At 66.9% G+C, this 19,911-nt stretch carries 18 protein-coding genes; 11 read left to right on the top strand and 7 right to left on the bottom strand.

The window, feature by feature from the left end:
• Positions 1-15: 15 nt before the first annotated feature.
• Genes AC07M7_RS14075 through AC07M7_RS14055 form a run of 5 tightly spaced genes read left to right on the top strand, consistent with a single transcriptional unit; the run spans position 16 to position 5,865 of the window.
• On the top strand, positions 16-1,359 hold the full coding sequence (locus AC07M7_RS14075; protein WP_495207686.1) for an LLM class flavin-dependent oxidoreductase: 1,344 nt from the start codon (positions 16-18) through the stop codon (positions 1,357-1,359).
• Positions 1,360-1,363: 4 nt separating this feature from the next.
• Positions 1,364-2,584 carry a M20 aminoacylase family protein gene (locus tag AC07M7_RS14070; protein WP_046982861.1) on the top strand — a complete coding sequence of 407 codons (1,221 nt, stop codon included), beginning with the start codon at positions 1,364-1,366 and terminating at the stop codon, positions 2,582-2,584.
• Complete coding sequence (locus tag AC07M7_RS14065) at positions 2,581-3,132, top strand: GNAT family N-acetyltransferase (RefSeq protein WP_482998637.1); 552 nt, start codon at positions 2,581-2,583, stop codon at positions 3,130-3,132. Before AC07M7_RS14070 ends, AC07M7_RS14065 begins: the two co-directional genes overlap by 4 nt.
• Positions 3,129-4,874, top strand: coding sequence for an amino acid ABC transporter permease/ATP-binding protein (locus AC07M7_RS14060; RefSeq protein WP_495207685.1), 1,746 nt, complete (start codon positions 3,129-3,131; stop codon positions 4,872-4,874). The genes AC07M7_RS14065 and AC07M7_RS14060 overlap by 4 nt, the downstream gene beginning before the upstream one ends.
• A gap of 16 nt (positions 4,875-4,890) precedes the next feature.
• On the top strand, positions 4,891-5,865 hold the full coding sequence (locus AC07M7_RS14055; protein ID WP_046982859.1) for an ABC transporter substrate-binding protein: 975 nt from the start codon (positions 4,891-4,893) through the stop codon (positions 5,863-5,865).
• 126 nt (positions 5,866-5,991) lie between these two features.
• Here AC07M7_RS14055 and AC07M7_RS14050 read toward each other — a convergent pair whose 3' ends face one another.
• From AC07M7_RS14050 to AC07M7_RS14040, 3 genes are all read right to left on the bottom strand, one after another.
• Entirely contained in the window at positions 5,992-6,363 is a 372-nt protein-coding gene (locus AC07M7_RS14050) for a hypothetical protein (RefSeq protein WP_253078271.1), read from the bottom strand.
• A gap of 19 nt (positions 6,364-6,382) precedes the next feature.
• Positions 6,383-9,502: a discoidin domain-containing protein gene (locus tag AC07M7_RS14045; RefSeq protein WP_495207684.1), complete on the bottom strand. Its 3,120-nt coding sequence runs from the start codon at positions 9,500-9,502 to the stop codon at positions 6,383-6,385.
• A gap of 162 nt (positions 9,503-9,664) precedes the next feature.
• Positions 9,665-10,741, bottom strand: a complete 1,077-nt coding sequence (locus AC07M7_RS14040) for an MBL fold metallo-hydrolase (protein ID WP_495207683.1) — start codon at positions 10,739-10,741, stop codon at positions 9,665-9,667.
• Between the two features lie 104 nt (positions 10,742-10,845).
• On the opposite strand from AC07M7_RS14040, the gene AC07M7_RS14035 reads away from it, so the two are divergent.
• Positions 10,846-11,457, top strand: a complete 612-nt coding sequence (locus tag AC07M7_RS14035) for a TetR/AcrR family transcriptional regulator (RefSeq protein WP_337303024.1) — start codon at positions 10,846-10,848, stop codon at positions 11,455-11,457.
• On the opposite strand, the gene AC07M7_RS14030 is transcribed toward AC07M7_RS14035, so the two are convergent.
• The 4 genes from AC07M7_RS14030 to AC07M7_RS14015 all read right to left on the bottom strand — a co-directional run bounded on the left by AC07M7_RS14030 (position 11,454) and on the right by AC07M7_RS14015 (position 15,648).
• On the bottom strand, positions 11,454-13,400 hold the full coding sequence (locus AC07M7_RS14030; RefSeq protein WP_253078268.1) for an EAL domain-containing protein: 1,947 nt from the start codon (positions 13,398-13,400) through the stop codon (positions 11,454-11,456). The two genes, AC07M7_RS14035 and AC07M7_RS14030, sit on opposite strands and share 4 nt — an antisense overlap.
• A gap of 94 nt (positions 13,401-13,494) precedes the next feature.
• The gene (locus tag AC07M7_RS14025; RefSeq protein WP_495207682.1) at positions 13,495-14,211 is read right to left on the bottom strand and encodes an SDR family NAD(P)-dependent oxidoreductase; all 717 of its coding nucleotides are present in this window, start codon (positions 14,209-14,211) and stop codon (positions 13,495-13,497) included.
• Positions 14,212-14,239: 28 nt separating this feature from the next.
• On the bottom strand, positions 14,240-14,968 hold the full coding sequence (locus AC07M7_RS14020; protein ID WP_495207681.1) for a GNAT family N-acetyltransferase: 729 nt from the start codon (positions 14,966-14,968) through the stop codon (positions 14,240-14,242).
• Between the two features lie 14 nt (positions 14,969-14,982).
• Positions 14,983-15,648: an ArsR/SmtB family transcription factor gene (locus tag AC07M7_RS14015; protein ID WP_046982852.1), complete on the bottom strand. Its 666-nt coding sequence runs from the start codon at positions 15,646-15,648 to the stop codon at positions 14,983-14,985.
• A gap of 55 nt (positions 15,649-15,703) precedes the next feature.
• On the opposite strand from AC07M7_RS14015, the gene AC07M7_RS14010 reads away from it, so the two are divergent.
• From AC07M7_RS14010 to AC07M7_RS13990, 5 genes are all read left to right on the top strand, one after another.
• Positions 15,704-16,207, top strand: a complete 504-nt coding sequence (locus AC07M7_RS14010) for a DUF2938 domain-containing protein (RefSeq protein ID WP_495207680.1) — start codon at positions 15,704-15,706, stop codon at positions 16,205-16,207.
• A gap of 71 nt (positions 16,208-16,278) precedes the next feature.
• Positions 16,279-17,052: an APH(3')-II family aminoglycoside O-phosphotransferase gene (locus AC07M7_RS14005; protein WP_495207679.1), complete on the top strand. Its 774-nt coding sequence runs from the start codon at positions 16,279-16,281 to the stop codon at positions 17,050-17,052.
• Between the two features lie 97 nt (positions 17,053-17,149).
• Positions 17,150-17,740, top strand: coding sequence for a TetR/AcrR family transcriptional regulator (locus AC07M7_RS14000; RefSeq protein ID WP_495207678.1), 591 nt, complete (start codon positions 17,150-17,152; stop codon positions 17,738-17,740).
• Positions 17,737-18,771, top strand: a complete 1,035-nt coding sequence (locus tag AC07M7_RS13995; RefSeq protein WP_495207677.1) for a DUF418 domain-containing protein — start codon at positions 17,737-17,739, stop codon at positions 18,769-18,771. Before AC07M7_RS14000 ends, AC07M7_RS13995 begins: the two co-directional genes overlap by 4 nt.
• Before the next feature lie 98 nt (positions 18,772-18,869).
• On the top strand, positions 18,870-19,877 hold the full coding sequence (locus AC07M7_RS13990) for an aminoglycoside phosphotransferase family protein (protein ID WP_136638715.1): 1,008 nt from the start codon (positions 18,870-18,872) through the stop codon (positions 19,875-19,877).
• Positions 19,878-19,911 lie beyond the last annotated feature (34 nt).

Genomic DNA, 19,911 nt, shown 5'->3' with positions numbered 1-19,911 from the left:
GCAGGAGCGATTCTCATGAGCACGACCCCGCGCCACATTCCGTTCGGCATCATGTTGCAGGGCCCCGGCAGTCACATGCATGCCTGGAAGCATCCGTCCAATCCGGCCGATGCCAGCGTCAACCTGCAGTTCTACATCGACATCGCGCGTACCGCCGAGGACAACGGCATCGCTTTTGGTTTCGTGGCCGATGGCCTGTACATCAACGAGAAGTCGATCCCGCACTTCCTCAACCGCTTCGAGCCGATCTCACTGCTGTCGGCGCTGGCCACGGCAACGAAGAAGATCGGCCTGGCCGGCACGCTGTCGACCTCCTACAGCGATCCGTTCACCGTGGCCCGGCAGTTCGCTTCGCTGGACCTGCTCAGCGGCGGCCGCGCCGGCTGGAACGTAGTGACCTCGCCACTGGAGGGCTCGGGCCGCAACTACGGTCGGCCGCATCCGGAGCACGCGCTGCGCTACCAGATCGCCGACGAGTACCTGGACGTGGTGCAAGGGCTGTGGGATTCCTGGGATGACGATGCCTTCGTGCGTGAGCGCGACAGTGGCACGTTCTTCGCGCCGGAAAAGTTCCGCCGCCTCGACCACAAGGGACGCTTCTTCCAGGTGGAAGGGCCGCTCAACATCCAGCGCTCGCCGCAGGGCCAGCCGGTGATCTTCCAGGCGGGGTCGTCCGACGATGGCATCGCGCTGGCCGGCAAGTACGCCGATGCGGTGTTCACCCATTCGCCATCGCTGGAGGAGACCCGCGCGTTCACCCAGAAGGTGAAGAACTCTGCGATCGCCCATGGCCGCAGCGGCAATGACGTGAAGATCTTCCCGGGCATCGGCCCCATCGTCGGCCGCACCGCCGAGGAGGCCGAGGCCAAGTACCAGGCGATTGCTGCGTTGGCGACGCTGGAGGATGCGCTGGCCTATCTCGGCCGCTTCTTCGATCACCACGATTTCAGCCAGTACGACCCGGATGCGCCGTTCCCGGAACTGGGTGACATCGGCAGCAACTCGTTCCGCTCCACCACCGACCGCATCAAGCAGGACGCGCGCGAGAAGGGCCTGAGCCTGCGCCAGGTAGCACTGGAAGCGGTCAGCCCGCGGCCGAACTTCATCGGCACACCGGAGCATGTAGCCGATGAGCTGATCCGCTGGTTCGATGCCGGTGCCAGCGACGGCTTCATCCTCGGCTTCGCGGCGCAGCGCGAAGGCCTGGACGATTTCGTGACCCAGGTGCTGCCGATCCTGCAGGCGCGTGGCTACCATCAGCGTGAACTGGAAGGGCACACACTGCGTGAGCATCTGGGCCTGCCGTACAAGGCCAGCCGCCATTCGACCGACGCCGAACCGGCGCGGAAGGTGGGGTAAGGCGATGAGCGGAGAAAACGCCGTAGCGCCGGGCCATGCCCGACTGAATTCCCCAACGACTGGCGTGCTGCCGGAAATCGCGGCACGCGCCGAGGTGGCCATCGCGATCCGCCATGACCTGCACCGCCACCCGGAGCTGGCCTTCGAGGAACACCGCACCAGCGCTCGCGTGGCCGAGCTGCTGCAGCAGTGGGGCTATGAGGTGACCACCGGCCTCGGCGGTACCGGCGTGGTCGGTACGTTGCAGCGCGGGCAGGGCAGCCGTCGCCTCGGCCTGCGCGCCGACATCGATGCACTGCCGATCCACGAGGACTCCGGCCTGGCCTACGCCAGCCAGAACGAGGGACTGATGCATGCCTGCGGCCACGACGGGCATACCGCCATCCTGCTTTCCGCGGCGCATTACCTGGCCCATCACGGCGATATCGACGGCACCCTGCAGCTGGTGTTCCAGCCGGCCGAAGAAACCGGCTCGGGGGCTTCGAAGATGATTGCCGACGGCCTGTTCGAGCGCTTCCCGGTGGATGCGATCTATGGCCTGCACAACTGGCCGGGTGTGCCGGTCGGCCACTTCGGTTTCGTCGATGGCCCGGCGATGGCGTCGGTGGACTGGGCGCGGCTGAAGGTGATCGGCAAGGGCGGTCACGGCGCCGAGCCGCAGGGAAGTGTCGACCCGATCCTGGTGGCAGCGTACATCGTCACCGCGCTGCAGAGCGTGGTGTCACGCAATGTCGATCCGCGGCAGATGGGCGTGGTCACCGTCGGTTCGATCCACGGCGGGCAGGCCGCCAACGTGATTCCGGACCTGGTGGAGCTGAAGCTGACCGTGCGCGCCTACCTGCCAGAGGTACGCGACACGCTGCGGCGTCGGGTCACCGAGATTGCCGAGCAGACCGCCGCCGCGTTCGGCGCGCGCGCCGAGATCGAGTTCCCGCGCGGCTTCCCCAGTGTGATCAACCACCCTGAGCAGACCGCCTACATCCGTGAGGTGGCCGTGCAGGGCTTCGGCAGCGAACGCGTGGTGCCCGAATTCGCGCCGCGCACTGCCAGTGAGGATTTCGCGTTCCTGCTGCAGGCGCGGCCGGGCAGTTTCGTGTTCGTCGGCAACGGCGACAGCGCGCCGCTGCACAGCCCGCGCTATGTGTTCAATGACGCCGCCATCGCACCCGCCGCCAGCCTGTGGGCGCGGCTGGCCGAAGACTACCTGGTGAAGGACGTGGCATGAGCAGCAACGAACGCTTCCTCTACACCTCGGTGGACGATCCACTGGCCCGTCCACTGTTCGATGGGCTGGAACAGGAGTACGACAGTCGCTACGCCGATGTGCGCCGCCGTATCGGTGGCAGCGCCCGCGAGGAGCTGCAGCGCTACCCGGCGCAGGCCTTTGCGGCGCCGGTAGGGGCGTTCGTGCTACTGCTGCGCGACGGTGTGGCGATCTCCGGCGGCGCCTTCATGCCACACCGCGATCCGGACACTGCCGAGTTCAAGCGCATCTGGACGCTGCCCGGGCTGCGCCGCCAGGGCATCGCGCGGCGAGTGCTGCAGGAGCTGGAAGAGCAGGCGGCGCGGCAGGGTTACCGACGGGTGTTCCTGACCACCGGCTTCCGCCAGCCCGAAGCGGTTGGCCTGTATCTCAGCCACGGTTACACCGCGCTGTTCGATCTGGATGCCGATCCGGAATCCATCGCCCACTTGCCGTTCGAGAAGCGCCTGGGCGTATCGGCGCCAGCCGTTGTGCCATCACAGACCGTGCTGTATGGAGCCCACGCATGAGCACGCCTTCGACTGCGCTGGACGGAATTGCCACACGCCCGGCGCCAACCCCGGCGTTGAAGATCGTGCCGGCCCGGCATCCACTACAGGTGGTCGGAACCCTTCTGGCGTTGGCGCTGATCCTGATCGGGCTGCAATCAGTGCTGGGCAATCCGCGCTGGGGCTGGGTCACCTTCGCCGAATGGTTCTTCGCGCGCCCGGTGCTGGAAGGCCTGGGCCGCACGCTGCTACTGACCGCACTGGGCACCGGCCTCGGCTTCGCGCTGGGTACGCTGCTTGCGCTGGCCCGGGTGTCCGGCTCACCGCTGCTGTCGGCTGTGTCGTGGGGCTATGTGTGGCTGTTCCGCTCGATCCCGCTGCTGGTGTTGTTGCTGCTGCTGAACAACCTGGGCTATCTGTACAGCACCATCGAGCTGGGGGTGCCGTTCACCGGCATCAGCCTGTTCTCGTACCCGACCACGCAGCTGATCGGCGTGTTCACCGCCGCGGTGCTGGGTTTGACCCTGAACCAGGCGGCGTTCTCGGCCGAAGTGATCCGCGGTGGCATTCTTTCGGTCGACCACGGCCAGTACGAGGCCGCAGCCGCGCTCGGCCTGCCGCGTGGCCGCCAGGTGCGCCGCATCATCCTGCCGCAGGCGATGCGTTCGATCCTGCCGGCCGCCTTCAACGATGTGATCGGCCTGGCCAAGAGCACCTCGGTGGTCTACGTGCTGGCACTGCCCGAACTGTTCTACACCGTGCAGGTGATCTACCGCCGCAACCTGGAAGTGGTGCCGCTGCTGATGGTGGCCACGGTCTGGTACCTGGTGATCCTGACCGTGCTGTCGCTGCTGCAGCGGCGGGTGGAGCAGCGGTTCGCGCGCGGCCAGTTGCAGCGTGAGCGCTCTGTGTCGCGGGTGTCGTCGCCGGTGCGGACATCCAGTGATGCTGCACCGCGGGTGGTCAATCGCCCGCGCATCGCCACTCAGGTTGAAGCGGGCGAGGGTGCGGCGGTGTCGCTGCATGGTGTGGGCAAGGTGTTCGGCGATCAGCCGGTGCTGGAAGAGGTGAACCTGGATCTGCGCGCTGGAAGCGTGACGGTGCTGATCGGTCCCTCCGGCGCCGGCAAGTCCACGCTGCTGCGGCTGATCAATCATCTGGAACGCGCCGACAGTGGTTATGTGACTGTGGGCGGGCAGCTGATCGGTTACCGCCGCGACGGTGACACCCTGTACGAGCTTCCCGAGCGTGAGATCCGCCGCCGTCGTGCGGAGGTGGGCATGGTGTTCCAGGGGTTCAACCTGTTCCCCCACCTGACCGCGCTGGAGAACATCATCGAAGCGCCAATCGCGGTGCGTGGTGTGCCGCGTGCGCAGGCCGAGCAGCAGGCGCGGACACTGCTGGAGCGGGTCGGCCTGGCCGACAAGGCCGACGCCTTCCCGCGCCAGTTGTCCGGTGGCCAGCAGCAGCGCATTGCGATTGCCCGCGCACTGGCGCTGCAGCCGAAGGTGCTGCTGTTCGACGAACCCACTTCGGCGCTGGACCCGGAACTGGTGGCCGAGGTGCTCAGCGTGATCGAGGAGCTGGCAAGCTCCGGCACCACGCTGGTGATTGTCACCCACGAACTGAGCTTCGCCCGCCGCGTGGCCGACCACGTGGTGATGATGGACCAGGGCCGGGTGATCGAGCAGGGCACGCCCGAGGCTCTGTTCGAGCGCCCGCGCCAGCAACGCACCGCCGATTTCCTCGCCAAAACACTGTAACCCCGAAAGGAACGCCATGAGCCCTGCCGCACCGCGTCGCCCCTCGCGCAGCACCCTGTTGATCGTGGGCGTGCTGGTCATTGGCATTGCCGGCATCGTCTACTCACGCGTGCGCCAGGCACCGGACGCGAGCGTCGTGGCCGCGACCAGCCTTGCCGGTGCGAATACGGCGGTGCTGAAAGGAACGCTCGATCCCAAGGCGCAGGCATTGATCCCGGCCGGCTACCGCTTCGTCACGCCCGGTGCGTTCACCATCGCCACCCATCCTGGCCAGCTGCCCTTGGCCGACTACGGCGCCGACAGCAAGGACGTGGTGGGCGTCGAGCCGGATATCGCCCGCCTGATCGCCGATGGGCTGGGGTTGAAACTGGTGGTGGTGCCGGTGGCCTGGGCCGACTGGCCGCTGGGGCTGGAGTCGGGCAAGTACGATGCGGTGCTGTCCAATGTGACCGTCACTGAAGAGCGAAAGAAGAAGTTCGACTTCTCCAGCTACCGCTACGATCTGCTCGGCATCTACACGCGCAGTGATGGGCCGATCCAGAAGATCGAAAAGCCGGCCGACGTGGCCGGGCTGAAGGTGGTGGTCGGCGCCAGCACCAACCAGGACCAGATCCTGCGCCAATGGGACAAGCAGAACATCGCCGCAGGCCTGAAACCGGTGGAGTACCAGTACTTCGATGATGCGGTGATCGGGCGGTTGGCAGTGATCACCGGCCGCGCCGACGTGTCGTTCGAGCCGAATGCCACCGGCGCCTATTCGGCGCGCGATGGCAAGGTGCGGCGTGTGGGCCTGTTCCCCGGTGGCTGGCCGAACGCCGCGGCGATTTCGGTGACCACGCGCAAGGGCAGCGGCCTGGCCGATGCGGTGACGCAGGCGTTGAACACCCAGATCAGCAGCGGCACCTATGCCCAGGCGCTGGCGCGCTGGAACGTAGCCGAGGAAGCGGTGCCGCAGTCGCAGACCAATCCGCCGGGGTTGCCGGGGTTCTAGCGATGCCGCTTGGTAGGCGTCGAGCTTGCTCGACGGAAGGCGTGCCGACCAAGGTCGGCATCTACCGGAGGGCAGCCACCGGAATGCGAGGCGGGGCATGCCGACCAAGGTCGGCCTCCACCGGGGTCAGGGCTGCCAATCGATGTGTTCCAGGCGGGCGCCTCCAGTGCCGTGAAAGAAACTGATCGCGGCGAAGCACGCCTCGATGCCGATGCACCACGCCAGGGGATAGCCATCCACCTGGCCATTTTCGAGGCGGAAGTAGGCGTTGCCGGCGCGGTGTTCGTTTCCGCAGGAATGGAAGCCGTCGTCGCCGGGCTCGCGCAGGTACATCAGCCATGCATGCTCGGCATTGCGCAGCATGCACAGCGATGGGCCGTCGGGCACCGATGCCCACAGCTCGAACTGGGGCATGGATGCGGCCAGCGCCAGTGCGCTGGCCAGCTGATCGTCGGTAGCGGCGGCGACAGGGCTGCCATCGAGTAGAAGTTCGATCACTTCGGTTCCTGCATCGGCATTACTGCCAACGTGCCTCCAGGGTGCGGAACGGGCCATCGAGCAGCACGCCGTCCTTGTCGAAGTTCCGTACCGATCGCCCATCCACGCGCACGTCCTTGGGCAGGGTACGGCTGGGCCACCATACGCGTACCGGCGTGCCCTTGCGCAGTCCCTTGCCGAGCGACACGGTCAGGTTGCCGTTGCGCTGCCGCGCCTGCATCTGCAACGTGCCATACGCGGTCGGCAGCCGCTCCACCGACAACCCTTCGCCAGCAACCCACGACGGTGGCGTGCCCGGCAGCAGCGACAACGCGTCGTCGTCCTCGCGCATCAGCATGCCGAACAGGGTGCGGCCGTATTCGGCGCCGATCCAGGTGTGTGGCATGTCGCCCAGGTAGCGCGGGAAGCGCAACCGCGAGTGCACGACCTCGGCCAGCACCTGCCATTCCAGCGGCCTGCGATCGTGCAGCAGGCCCTGCAGCAGTTCGTCGGCCGCTTCGGGCTGGCCCAAGTGCACGTAGCTCAGCACGTTGCGGATTTCATACGGCGTGTAGGCATACAGCGCACCGGGCTGGTTGCGCTTGCGCACATCGTCCAGGTAGCGGGCGAAGGTGGTGCGCAGGGCTTCGGCCGGCAGCACGCTCTGGGCGCCGGTGGGGTCCAGAGCGATCGATACACCGGTCGGATCGCCGTCGCCGAGGTCGGCCGATGAGGGAATGAAGTCGATGCCCTTCCATGCCATCGTTGCGCGGATCGAGGCATGCAGTGCGTCATACAGCGCCTTGTACTGTTCGCGCGCCCACGTGGCGGTTTCGTGGTCGCCCAGCGATTCGGCCAGCCACGCGCCGTCATGCCAGCCCTTCAGGCCCCAGTAGTCGTCCCAGTAGCTGTGGGTGGGTGAGGGATAGCCCTCGTGGCTGATCGACGGCGCAAGGATGCCGGCGAAGCGCTCCGGCGATGGCTGGTCGGCCATGTAGCCCGGCACCAGCGTGCGTTCGCGCAGTTCCTGCAGGAAGCGCAGCGCGGCCTTCACCTTGGGCAGGTAGGCACGCACGCTTTCCGGCCCGCCATCCAGCCGGGCGACGTCGGCAACGAGGGTGACGTACTGGCCCTGGCTGTCGTACTCGATGTCCGAGCCGAAGCCGGTATTGACGCTGCCATCATCGTTGAGGATGGGCGACACCAGGCCATTGCCGTGCACGCCGTGTTCGCTGTACCAGGCCAGGTAGTCGCGTGCCACTTTGGCTTCGCCCATGCGCAGCAGCACGGCCGAGGTGGCCATGCCATCGCGGATGAACGAGCGGTTGTAGTTGCGCGGGCCGGGCTGCATGGCCGGGCCGGTCTGGTTGATCAGCATGTAGGCGGCTTGTGCGCGCAGCATGTCCACCAGTGAAGGGTCGGGCAGGCGCAGGCCGACCTGGCCCAACCGCGCCTGCCAATCGGCGGAGGCGCGGCTGGCCAGCGTGTCGAACGCCTTGTCGCCGTCGCGCGGCAGCGACGCGAGGTTGAGGGCCGGCGCTTCCGGCAGCACGCCATTGGCATCGGCAGTGGCGGTACCGAGCGGGAAGGCCACCACCACCGCGTCGCTGGCACCCGGGGCCAGGGTGACGCGGTAGCTCAACGCCGCCGCTGCCAGGCCTGCGGCATCGCTGGACTGCTGAGCGGCAGGCAGCTGCCCGCTGGCGATGGCCGTGGTGATCTCGGTGTCGCCTTCGTTGCCGAAGGGGGCGGTGCCAGCGGCATCCACTGCGCTGAGGGACTGCAGCAGCGTGCGGCCATTGACGCGCACGCTGTTGCCTTCGACGGCCACCTGGCGGATCGGCGACAGGCCACCGTTCTGCCACGGCGGATTCATCTGCATCGGTCGCACTGCGAGGGTCAGCGTGCCTTCGATGGCCGCGCTGCCGGTGTTGCGCAGGCGATGGCGCACGAAGGTGACCGGTTGCCCGTCGCGCTCGATGGCAAAGGCTTCGCTGCGCAGTTCCAGCCCGGGCTGCGGTGACCACGTGGCAGACGGCATCGGCTTCCAGCCATCGCGCAGTGCGTGCTGCACCGGTTGTTCGGCGGCACCGGTCGCGCGGCCATCGGCACTGCGCCAGATCGGCTGCACCAGCGGTGCGCCCTTGTAGGCTTCGATGTTGCCGTATTCGTCGAAGATCGATTTCTGCCGGCCCGCATGCACGCCGACTGCGGTCCAGTAAGTCTGCTGCATGTGCAACGAGGCAGGGAACAACGCGCGCTGCGCGCCGCTGGCGGCGATCTGGTAGCGCTTCATCGGCGTCATCACCGCCTTCGGGCCGAGCAGGCGGATGCGTTTGACCTGGGGGGCATCGCCTTCCACGGTCAGCCGCAGTGCCTTGATGTCCAGTGGCGCGTCGGCCGCCAGCCAGCTCTGCTGCCGGGTCGCTGCCTGCGCATCGCGCGCCAGTTCGTGCCAGCGGCCCTGTGCGTCCTGTGCCTGCAGGCGTGCAGCGCCGTGAACGTTGGCCCAGTCCACCGCCAGCCCGGTGCTGGGCTGGGTGCGGGGCAGGGTGATGTCGAGCGTGTGGATGCCGCCTTTGCCTGAGGGGATGGCAACCGTGCCGCCGCCCTGCCACAGCGCAGCGGACTGGGTGGCGTCCAGCCCGGTCACCCGTGCGCTGAGCGTGGTGTCGAGCGGTTCCATTTCGAAGATGGATACGCCCCAGTCGGAGGTGCGCTGCGGGCTGGCCAGACGCAGGTAGCGGGCCTGTCGCGGCGCGAAGTACAGGGTTTCGATGCCACCCAGCGAATCGCCCATGACGTAGGCGCTCTGCCACTGCTTGCCGTCGAGCGAGGTCTGCAGCGAATAGCCTTCGGGGTTGGAGACATCCCAGGTGAGGCGTGCACCGGCCAGCATCGCAGGCTTGCCGAGATCGACCTGGAACCAGTGGCCGGGGCTGAACGCGCCACCGGTCACCGTCTTCGGATCGTTGTCGATCAGGTGGCTGATCGCCATCGCCGGAACCTGCTGCGACGACGCGCTGGCCTGCCACTGGGTACGGGGAGGCAGGTTCTGCGCGTGTGCGGCCGAGGCGAGGGTGGCAAGCAGCAGCGTGAAGGCTGGCCGGACGAAGGGGGGCAGGGGAGAGAGCCTGGAACGTTCAACGCGCAACGTCATTGCGGACAGCCTCGCAGGTGCGGCCGGAATCGGGCAGGCGCTACGCTAGCAGGGCGTGTAATCGGTTACATGACGCACTGCAGCGCTGCTGGGCGTGGCCGGTGCCACCGCGGTCTGCTTTCCGGTGTAGAGCCGCGGGATGCATTGCGTCGAGTTACCCCGTTACAGCTCCACCATCTCCCACCAGCGCGTGCCCGCTTCGGGCGCCTGCATGTCCAGTGCTTCGCCCATCATCGGCGTGGCCACCGGCACGTTCTTTGCGGCGGCCAGGGCGGTGATGCGCTCGAACGGCTGCTGCCAGGCGTGCAGGGCCAGGTCGAAGGTGCCGTTGTGGATCGGCAGCAGCCACTTGCCCCGCAGGTCCACGTGCGCCTGCAGAGTCTGTTCGGGCTGCATGTGCACGAACGCCCAGCGCGGGTCGTAGGCGCCGGTTTCGATCATGGTCAGGTCGAACGGGCCGTACTTCTCGCCGATGGTCTTGAAGCCATCGAAATAGCCGGTGTCGCCGCTGAAGAAGATGCGGAAGTCGCCGTCCTGGATCACCCACGAAGCCCACAGGCTGCGGTCGCTGTCGCCCAGCCCACGGCCGGAGAAGTGCTGGCCCGGGGTGGCGGTCAGGCGCAGGCCGCTGGCCTCGGTCGACTGCCACCAGTCCAGCTGTTCCACCTTGCTGGCGTCCACGCCCCACGCAATCAACTGGTCGCCCACGCCAAGCGGGGCGATGAAGCGCGTGGTCTTGCCGGCCAGCTGCATCACCGCGGCGTGGTCCAGGTGGTCGTAGTGATTGTGCGAGAGGATCACGCCGGCGATCGGCGGCAGTTCGTCGATGCTGATCGGCGGCGCGTGGAAGCGGGCCGGGCCCATCCATTGCACCGGCGAGGCGCGCTCGGAGAACACCGGGTCGGTCAGCCAGTACTGCCCGCGCAGCTTCAGCAGGATCGTGGAATGCCCAAGCCGGAACAGGCTGCGATCAGGTGCGGCGTCCAGGGTTGCGTGATCCAGCGGCTGCACCGGAATGGGGTGCGCCGGCACGGTGCCCTTGGGCTTGTTGAACAGGAAGGTCCACCAGATCTCCGCGCCATCGCGCAGGCCCATTGCCGGACGCGGCAGGGCATTGCGGAACCTGCCATCGCGGTACTGCGGCGAATCGGGGAAGTCGGGGAGGGACCAGGACTTGCAGAAGGTGTAGGCGGTCACGGCGAGGATTCCAAGCAAAAGGACAAGGAGCAGGCGCTTCATGGGTGACGTCCGCTGGGTACACTGCACAGTGTAGTTTCGTGTTTTTCAAAAGTACACTCCCGGGTGTAAAATGTGCACATCCGTTCAGTTATCTGGTTTCCGCCATGCCCCGTGCCCCGCAACGCCTGACCGACCGCAAACGCGAAGCCATCGTGCGGGCGGCGGTGGAGGAGTTCCGCGCGGCCGGCTACGAGGCGACCAGCATGGATCGCATCGCCGAGGTGGCCGGGGTCTCCAAGCGCACCGTCTACAACCACTTCCCGAGCAAGGAAGCGTTGTTCTCGATGATCCTGGAGGAGCTGTGGGAGCGCAGCGTGGCCAGCGACGCTTTGCCGTATCGCACCGATCAGTCACTGCAGGCACAGTTGCTGCAGCTGCTGGGCCAGAAGCTGGAACTGCTCAGCGATGCCAACTTCATCGACCTGGCGCGGGTGGCGATGGCCGAGATCATCCATTCACCGGAACGGGCGCAGGCGATCGTTTGCCGCATGGGCGAGAAGGAGAGTGGCGAGAGTGCCTGGATCCGTGCGGCCATCGCCGATGGGCGGCTGCGCAAGGTCGATCCGGAGTTTGCTGGCCACCAGCTGCACGGCCTGGTGAAAAGCTTTGCGTTCTGGCCGCAGGTGACTATGGGGCAGGCGCCGTTGAACGAACAGGAGCGCGCACGCGTGGCCGAATCGGCGGTGGCGATGTTCCTGGGTTTCTACGCGATCTAGCTGGCAGCGAAACGGCGGAACTCATCCGCCGGTAGCGCTGCGGAGTACAGATAACCCTGCCCGACATCCACGCCCAGGGCGCGCAGCTGCTGCTCCTGGGCAAGGGTCTCAGTGCCCTCGGCCACCACGATGGCGCCGCAGCGATGCGCGACTTCGACGATGAAGCGGACAATGGACTGTGACTTTGCATCGGGCAGCGTGGCGATCAGCGCCTGCTCGATCTTGACCTCGGCAATGGCCAGCTGTGAGAGCAGGATCAGGGTCGAGTAGCCCGCGCCGAAATCGTCCAGTGACAGTGTCACCTCGGCGGCCAGCAGCTGCGCGATGTTGGCGTCGACCACATCGCGCTCGACGATCTCGGTCCATTCGACGATTTCCAGGCGCAGCATCAACCCCGGCACGTCGTGCAACTGCAGCAGCTCCTGCAGGCGCAGGCCGAAGTCGGGCAGGCGCAGGGACTCGGCGGAAACATTGACCGCGATCGTCAGCTTGCTGCCTTCCTGATGGCAGCGCTGCAGGAAATGGATGGCTGACTGCAGCGTCGCCCATTCCAGATCGGCCAGCCGGCCGTGCCGACGCAGCAACGAGATCACCCGCATCGGTGCGATCAGCCGGTCCTCGCCGTCACGCATGCGTAGCAGTGCCTCGGCGCCGACCAGCTGCCGGTCCCGCAGGCGATGCTTGGGCTGGTAGCACAGCGGCGCGTCGCCATGCTGCAGCCAGTGCTCGAGCGCGCGCTCGATCAACGCGTCGATCTCGCTGTCGCGCTGGACCGGATCATCGAAAAACACCACGCCCGACTCGATCGCACTCAGCGCCAGGGTGATCGCGCGGAATGGTAGATGGCCATCGTCGGCAGTGGCCGGTGGCTTCAGCTCGACCACCGCACAGCGGAACAGTGGGCGGAAACCCGGCCAGTCGCGGCCGACCAGATCAGCCAGGTTGCGTGCCAGGTCGGTGATCTGTGCCTGCGTGCGCAGCTCGGGCAGCGAGGTGTCAGGCACCAGGATCGCCAACGCCGCGTCGCCGAACTGGTAGATCTCCAGTTGGTGCGCCGGTAGCGAGGGCAGCAGCTGATGCACTTCGTCGGTGCTGTCGTGCCGCCACAGGCCGCTGTCCTGCAGCGGCCCATAGCGCAGGCGAAGGTCGCGCAGGTTGCCCATCTCGGCCACCACCAGGCAGGCCTTGCCGACGCCATCATTGTTACGCCAGTAGTGCTTCAGCCGCTCGCCGAGCGCGCGCATGTTGGGCAGGCCACTGATCGGGTCGATGCGCAGCCAGGCCTGCTCACGCTGCCGCTGTGCATCGATCTGCGCATCGTTGTAGACCAGCGCGAACACTGCGCCGAGCACCAGCAGCGACACCGGCAGCGCCAGTACGCGCTGGATCGCCAGCTCGGCAACCGGCAGCTGCGCGGCCCCGATGATGGCCACGCCCAGCGCCAGCCCCAGCGCCGTCACTGCGATGCGCACGCCCCACGCCTGCAGGATCATGCGCGCTGACAGCTCGCCGAGCATGCGTGGGTGCAGGCGCGTGCGCAGCCAGATGCCGGCCATCATCTGCAGGGTGGCTTCGATGCTTGCGGGAAGGAAGAACTGGGTGCCCGAGAACTGGTAACGGGCCAGCAGGCTGGCGGCCAGGCAGGCCAGGCCGCCGCGCCAGCCACCGAGCAGTCCACTGATCAGCAGGATGTCGAAGCCGAGATTGAGCTTGACCACGCCCTGGGTGTAACCAGCGACGAACCAGGCGTTGAACAGGTAGATCAGGCCGAGTGCCACGCCTACATACAGGCGGCGGCCTTCGATGGCATGGCCGGAGCGGCGGGTGGCGATCAGCAGTACGCCGATCATGCCGATCACCGCCGTGGCCTGCAGCAGGTACAACGGCAGGCTGGGCAGGGCGCTGTCCAGGACCTGGGCCGAGACCCGTGATAGCGCATCCATAGCAGGTTCCCGCCTGTGACCGACGGCCAGTGCGAGCAGGTTAAACCACAGGCGCGTACGCGGCCACCATGGGCCCCGACCAAGGTCTCTACGGTCAGTAGCGCGGGTCGGCGATGGCCGGCAGCACCAGTTCGCGCACGAAGCCGGACGGTGACAACTGCAGCAACGCGCGCACCATCGCGACGACGTCATGCACCGGCACCAGTGCGCCGTCGCCGCGGGCTGCGGCCTCTGCAACCGGCACCGACAGTGCATCGTCGGTGTTTAGGTAGCCCAGTTGCAGGCTGGTCACCGCCAGGTAGCGATCGCGGAAGCCTTCGCGCAGCGCATCGGCGATGCCATTGAGTGCGAACTTGGACGCACCGAACGCCACTTCCGGGCGGCCGCTGCGCGGCAGTGCCGAGGTCGAGCCGGTCAGCACCAACTGCGGGCGCGGCGAGGTCAGCACGCGTGGCAACAGTCGCTGCAGCAGCACCAGGGTCGCACTGATGTTGACGTCGACCAGCTGCGTGAGCGTGGCATCGCTTTCATCGAGGAAGTCGTACGCGTCGCTGAAGGCCTTGTCTTCCCAGATGCTCAGGTTGTGGATCAGTACATCGATATCGGCCGGTGCCTGCGCTGCGATGTGGTCGGCCGCCCCGGTCGGCTGGGACAGGTCTGCTTCGATCCATTGCAGGGTGACGCCTTCGGGGCAGGCGATGTCGCGGGGGCGGGTGCGCGAGACACCGATGACGGTGTCACCCGGGCCGCACAAGCCTTCCACGAACGCGCGCCCCAGGCCCCTGCTGGCGCCGATGACCATCAATTTCATGTTGCTTCCTTGTTGTACTGCGGCGGCCTCAGTCGGCCGCCAGAAGGGTGTCCCAATCGGCGAACGCACGCAGGCCGCTGCGCTCGGCGGTAATGATCGAGGCGGTGTTGTCGAGCTGGCAACGGTACTGAGGCTGCAGCCCGGCCGCCTGCGCGGACACGGCCATGGCGTGTACCAGCTGGCGCGCGTGCCCGCGGCCGCGGGCCTCGGGCAGGGTCAGCACGCCCATGTCGGCCAGGGCTGGATCCAGGCTCCAGGGGTACATGCTTCCCGCAGCAACCAGCCGCTCGCCAGCGAAGGCGCCGAATACCTGCCAGTGATCGAGTTCGACCCAGGACGCATCGAGATCCTCCTCGCTGGCGCTGGCCTGGAACACGTCGAACGCGGCTGCGTCGGCCGGGCCGAGACGGCGGATGTGGGGTGGAGCAGGGTGTTCGGCCAATGCCGCCAGGGATGCGGCAGGGAAATAGAAAATGCGGTCTGCGCCATGCGTGCCCTGGCCGATGTCGATCAGGCGCTGTTGCAGATGTTCCAGGGTCCAGTGTGCGCGTGCCTGCAGTTGCAGGCGTTCAGCCAGCGCAGGGCGCAGCAGTGCGCGCGCAGGGCCGGAAACTGGCTGCAGCAGCATGCCGTCCTCGCCCTCATCGAGCTCGTCGCTGCAGGCAATGTGCAGCGGTGGGTCATCCTGCAGGATGCGTTCGCCCGCGAACAGGCGCCGCCAGCAGCTGTCGATCAACGGGGAGAACACATCATCCATGACACGCAACTCACTCAGTGCTGGGGCAGATCGACCTGCAGGCCCGCGGCTTTCCATTCGGGGTAGCCGGCGGCGAGCCGCTGCGCGGTCAGTCCGGCCTCGCGCAGCATCGCCACCGCATCGTTGGAAAGCACGCAGTAGGGCCCGCGGCAATAGGCCACAATGTGGACGGCACGCGGCAGTTCATCCATCCGTGCACGCAATTCCGTAACGGGAATGTTCAGCGCGCCGGGCAGGTGCCCCAGCGAGAATTCTTCCTGTGGCCGCACATCCAGCAACACCACACTGTCTCGTTGCTGCAGCAGCTGTTCCACCGTCAGCCCATCCAATGCATCGCGGCGCAGCACGCTGTCGGCAATCACATCGTGCATTTCGCTGCGCTGGTGGTCGGCGTAGTCGCGCAGCGCGGCCATCAGGTTGCCCAGCGGGCCATCACCACTGCGGTAGAGGATGCGCTTGCCGTCGCGACGGGTCTGTACCAGGCCAGCGCGGCGCAGCTGCTGCAGATGCTGGGAGGTATTGGCTACCGACAGCCCCGTCAGTTCGGCCAGCCGTTCCACCGCGCGTTCACCCTGGGCGATGTGTTCCAGCAGGGCCAGGCGGTGAGCATGGCCGAGGGTGCGGGCGATCTCGGCCAGTGCTTCCAGCGGCGACGGTGGCGGATCGGTTGCGGCGTTCATGCGGCTCACGCTAGCATCGCTCTATCATTCAAGCAAATAATTGAAGGTGTGCGATATGAGCGGGCTGGCGACATGGGCAGTGGATGCGGTATTGATCGGTGTGGGAGCGACCGCAGTGATGGATCTGTGGGCGCTGCTGCAACGGCGCCTGCTTGACATTCCCTCGTTGGATTTCGCGATGGTGGGGCGCTGGCTGGGCCACCTGCCGCGCGGGCGCTTCCGTCACGATGGCATCGGCCGCTCGGCGGTGGTCGACGGTGAACGCGCGCTGGGCTGGACCGCGCATTACCTGATCGGGGTGATCTTCGCCGGGCTGCTGCTGGCGGTGGTCGGTGCCGATTGGCTGCGTGCCCCCACCGTGCTGCCAGCACTGCTGTTCGGCATTCTCAGTGTGGCCGCGCCCTTCTTCATCCTGCAGCCGTGCATGGGCGCGGGCATCGCGGCATCGAAGACGCCGGCGCCGGGCAAGGCCCGCCTGCGCAGCCTGGTCGCACACAGTGTGTTCGGTCTGGGCCTGTATCTTGCAGCTGCGCTGCTGGCTGCAGTTGCCACCGAATGAGCGAGAATCCATGGGGTCACCGGCAACTGGAGCACCCCGGGATGCAGGCAACACCCGCAAGCAGCGACGGCATGCCGTTGCCATCGACGTGGCGCGAAGCGCTGGCCGGCGGGCGCATCGAGCGGCAGTCGATCGGGGTTTCGCGTGCGGACGTCGCTCGCGTGCATCGACCGGGGCAGGCCGATGCCTTCCTGAAATCGGAAGTGATCGATGCCTTCAGTGAGCTGGGTCATGAGATCGCCCGCCTGCGTTGGCTGCAGGCGCAGGGCCAGCCGGCGCCGACGGTGATCGCCACCGCCGAGGACGCGGGCCGGCGCTGGTTGCTGATGAGCGCGTTGCCGGGCCGTGATCTGGCGTCCTCGCCGGAACTCGCCCCGCAACGGCTGGTGGAGGTGCTGGCCGACGCGCTGCGCGGGCTGCATGCCTTGCCGGTGGCGGCCTGCCCGTTCGACCAGCGGCTGGCGACGCGCGTGCAGGCCGCAGTGGCGCGCGTCGAAGCGGGCCTGGTCGATGCCGATGATTTCGATGATGAGCGCCTGGGGCAGAGCCCGCAGCAGGTCCTTGCCGAGCTGCTCGCCAGCCAACCCGCGCATGAAGATCTGGTGGTCAGCCACGGTGATGCCTGCCTGCCCAACCTGATGGTGGCCGAGGGCCGCTTCAGTGGTTTCATCGATTGTGGCCGGCTGGGTGTGGCCGACCGCTATCAGGACCTTGCGCTGGCCGCGCGCAGCCTTGTCCACAATTTCGGTGACACGCGCTGGGTAGCCCCGCTGTTCCAGCGCTATGGCGCGGTGGCTGATGAGCGTCGGTTGGCGTTCTATCGGCTGCTCGACGAGTTTTTCTGAAGCTGCGCAGGGTCGGGTAGGGCGGCGCTGAACGGTGCCCTGCCGATGGATTTTGCCCCCTTTAAAAATGTACGAACGTTCGTTCACAATTGATGCCATGAACCGAACAGACCGCAACGAGCAACGTGTCACGCAAATCCTGCAGGCCGCCCTGCAGTGCTTCCTCGCCAAGGGATTCCACCAGACCAGCATGCGCGACATCGCGCAGGCTGCCGGGGTCAGCCTGGGCAATCTCTACAACCATTTCCCGGGCAAGGAGGCGATCATCCTTGCGGTAGCGGTGGCCGAGAGCGAAGAGCTGGCTCCGATGCTGCAGCGACTGGCCGCGTCCGATGGCGAGCGCGCACAGGTGCTGGTTTTCCTTCAGGACTTCCACGCACTGTGCCGGCAGCCGGAATGGGCAACGCTTGCGGTCGAGGTGCTGGCCGAGAGTGCACGCAACCCTGCCGTGGCCGAGGCCTTTGCGACCAACCGCAGGCAGCTGCAGCAGGCGCTGGGCGATGCCCTGCAGCGTGTTGCGCAGCGCGAGCGGCGGCGACCCGCGCTGGCCCCGGCGCTGCAGGCGCAGGTGCTGTTGGATGCGATCGAAAGCGATGCACTGCGTCGGGGGCTGGGCGAAGCCAATGGCACCGACGATGCATCGCTGGATCTTGGCCTGCTCGCGCTGCTGCTGGGGGCGCGTGCATGAGCGCCGTGGACCGGCGACTGCACGGGCTGGACCTGGCGCGTTACCTCGCACTGGCCGGCATGGTGCTGGTCAACTTCCGCCTGGCGATGGCCGTGCCTGCAGAGGGTACGAGCTGGTTGGCCGGCGTCTTCCATCTGCTGGAAGGCAAGGCCTCGGCGACGTTCGTCACCCTGGCCGGTCTTGGCCTGGTGCTGGCAACGCAGCGGCAGCCCTGGTGGCAGGCCAGCATGCAGACCTGGCGGCGTGCTGCGTTCCTGCTGGCGCTGGGCCTGCTCGACCTGACCCTGTTCCCGGCCGATATCCTGCACTACTACGCGGTGTATTTCGCGTTGGCCGTGGTGTGGCTGCGCGCCTCGCCGCGGGTGTTGCTGGGCAGCATCGTGGGTCTGGCGGCCTGTTCGTTCTGGGCGTTGCTGCACTGGGATTACAGTCAGGGATGGAACTGGCAGACGCTGGAATACGCCGGTCTGTGGCAATGGCCGGGCGCGGTCCGCAACCTGCTGTTCAATGGCTTCCATCCGCTGCTGCCGTGGCTGTGCTTCTTCTTGCTGGGGATGCTGCTGGCACGCCTGCAACTGTCGCAGCCGAGGGTCCAGCACGCGCTGCTGGTGCTGGGCCTGCTGCTGATCGGCGCCGGCCATGGTGTGCAGCATCTGGCCCAGGGAACGCCGTGGCAGGCTTGGTTGGGAACGCAGCCGATGCCGCCGGGTCCTGCCTATGTGCTGACCGGGGCGGGCGCGGCCTGCAGTGTGATTGCCGCCTGCCTGTGGCTCACGCGGGTGCACCCGGGTGACTGGCTGGAGCCTTTCACGGCGGCCGGACGCATGACCTTGACCCTGTATGTCGGCCACATCCTGCTGGGCATGGGCACGCTGGAAAGCCTGGGCCTCCTGGGCGGCAGCGCGTCGTTGGCCTCGGTACTGCTGTGGGCACTGCTGTTCCTGATGCTCGCGACTGCTGCGGCGTGGCTGTGGTCATGGCAGTTCGCGCGCGGTCCGCTGGAGGCGGTGATGCGCCGTATTGCGGGCTAGTTCTTTGGTTGCGCCGCACGATGTTGTGACGGACATGTCTGTGTCGCAGCGAAGTCATCTGCGATAGTGGCGGCAGGTAATACTTTCCGCTTGCATCCATGTCATTCGCTTCGGCGCAGCATCTCGGCGAAGTCCTTCAACAATCCTATGGCATCACGGCCACTGCGGTGGTGCCGCGCCCGGTGGGTGCCGACGCCAATGCCAGCGTGTATCGCATCGATGCGCGGCACGGGCAATGGTGGCTGAAATGCCGGAACTACCAGGTTGATCCCTCGGTCTGGGACAGCCTGCATTGGCTGCGCGGCACCCTCGGCATAGACGAAATCGTCGCGCCATGGCCGGCGCTGACCGGTGGCGCGTCGGTGCAGCGCTGGGGCCTGCAGTTCACCCTGTTCCCCTATATCGAAGGCCAGTCCGGCTTCGAGGCGGCGCTGAGCCGCACGCAGTGGCGGCGGCTGGGGGAGGTGTTGCGACGCCTGCACGGTGCGCGGCTGCCTCCGGAGTTGCAGCAGGCATTGCCGATCGTACGGCTGGAAACCGCGGCGCTGGAGACGGTGGGGCAATGGTTGGCCGGTGAAGGGCTGGCGGTGGCGAAGGATGGGCTGGGGCGCGCATTCGCTTCGGTCTGGGATCAACAGCATGCGCGCATCGCGGCACTGCATGCGCATGCGCTGGAGCTGCGCGCTGCATTGAAGGAGGCGCCGGTCGACCTGCATCTGTGCCACACCGACCTGCATGCCGGCAATCTGCTGATGGGCAACGATGGCGGTCTGCATCTGATCGACTGGGATGGCCTGTCACTGGCGCCGCGCGAGCGCGACCTGATGTTCATCGGTGGCGCCGTGGGCGGTCGCTGGGGTCGCGAGAATCCGCTCGATTTCGCGGAGGGTTATGGCGGCGACCTTGGGGATCCGCGCTGGATCGCGTGGTACCGGCACTGGCGCATCCTGCAGGACCTGATCGAGTTCCAGCAGGTGCTGCTGGGCAGCGACGGTGAGGAGCGCTCGCCGCAGCTGCGCCGGCAGTCGCTGCACTACCTGGGTGAGCAGTTCGCGCCGGGCAATGTGTTCGATGCTGCGGAGCGGGTATATCGCGCGTTAGATTAGGTTCTGGGCCGTTGCCAGGATCGCCCGGGTAGAG

This window comes from Stenotrophomonas sp. GW821-FHT09E08 (assembly GCF_059416125.1).
This window is presented reverse-complemented; position numbering and strand designations above follow the sequence as displayed.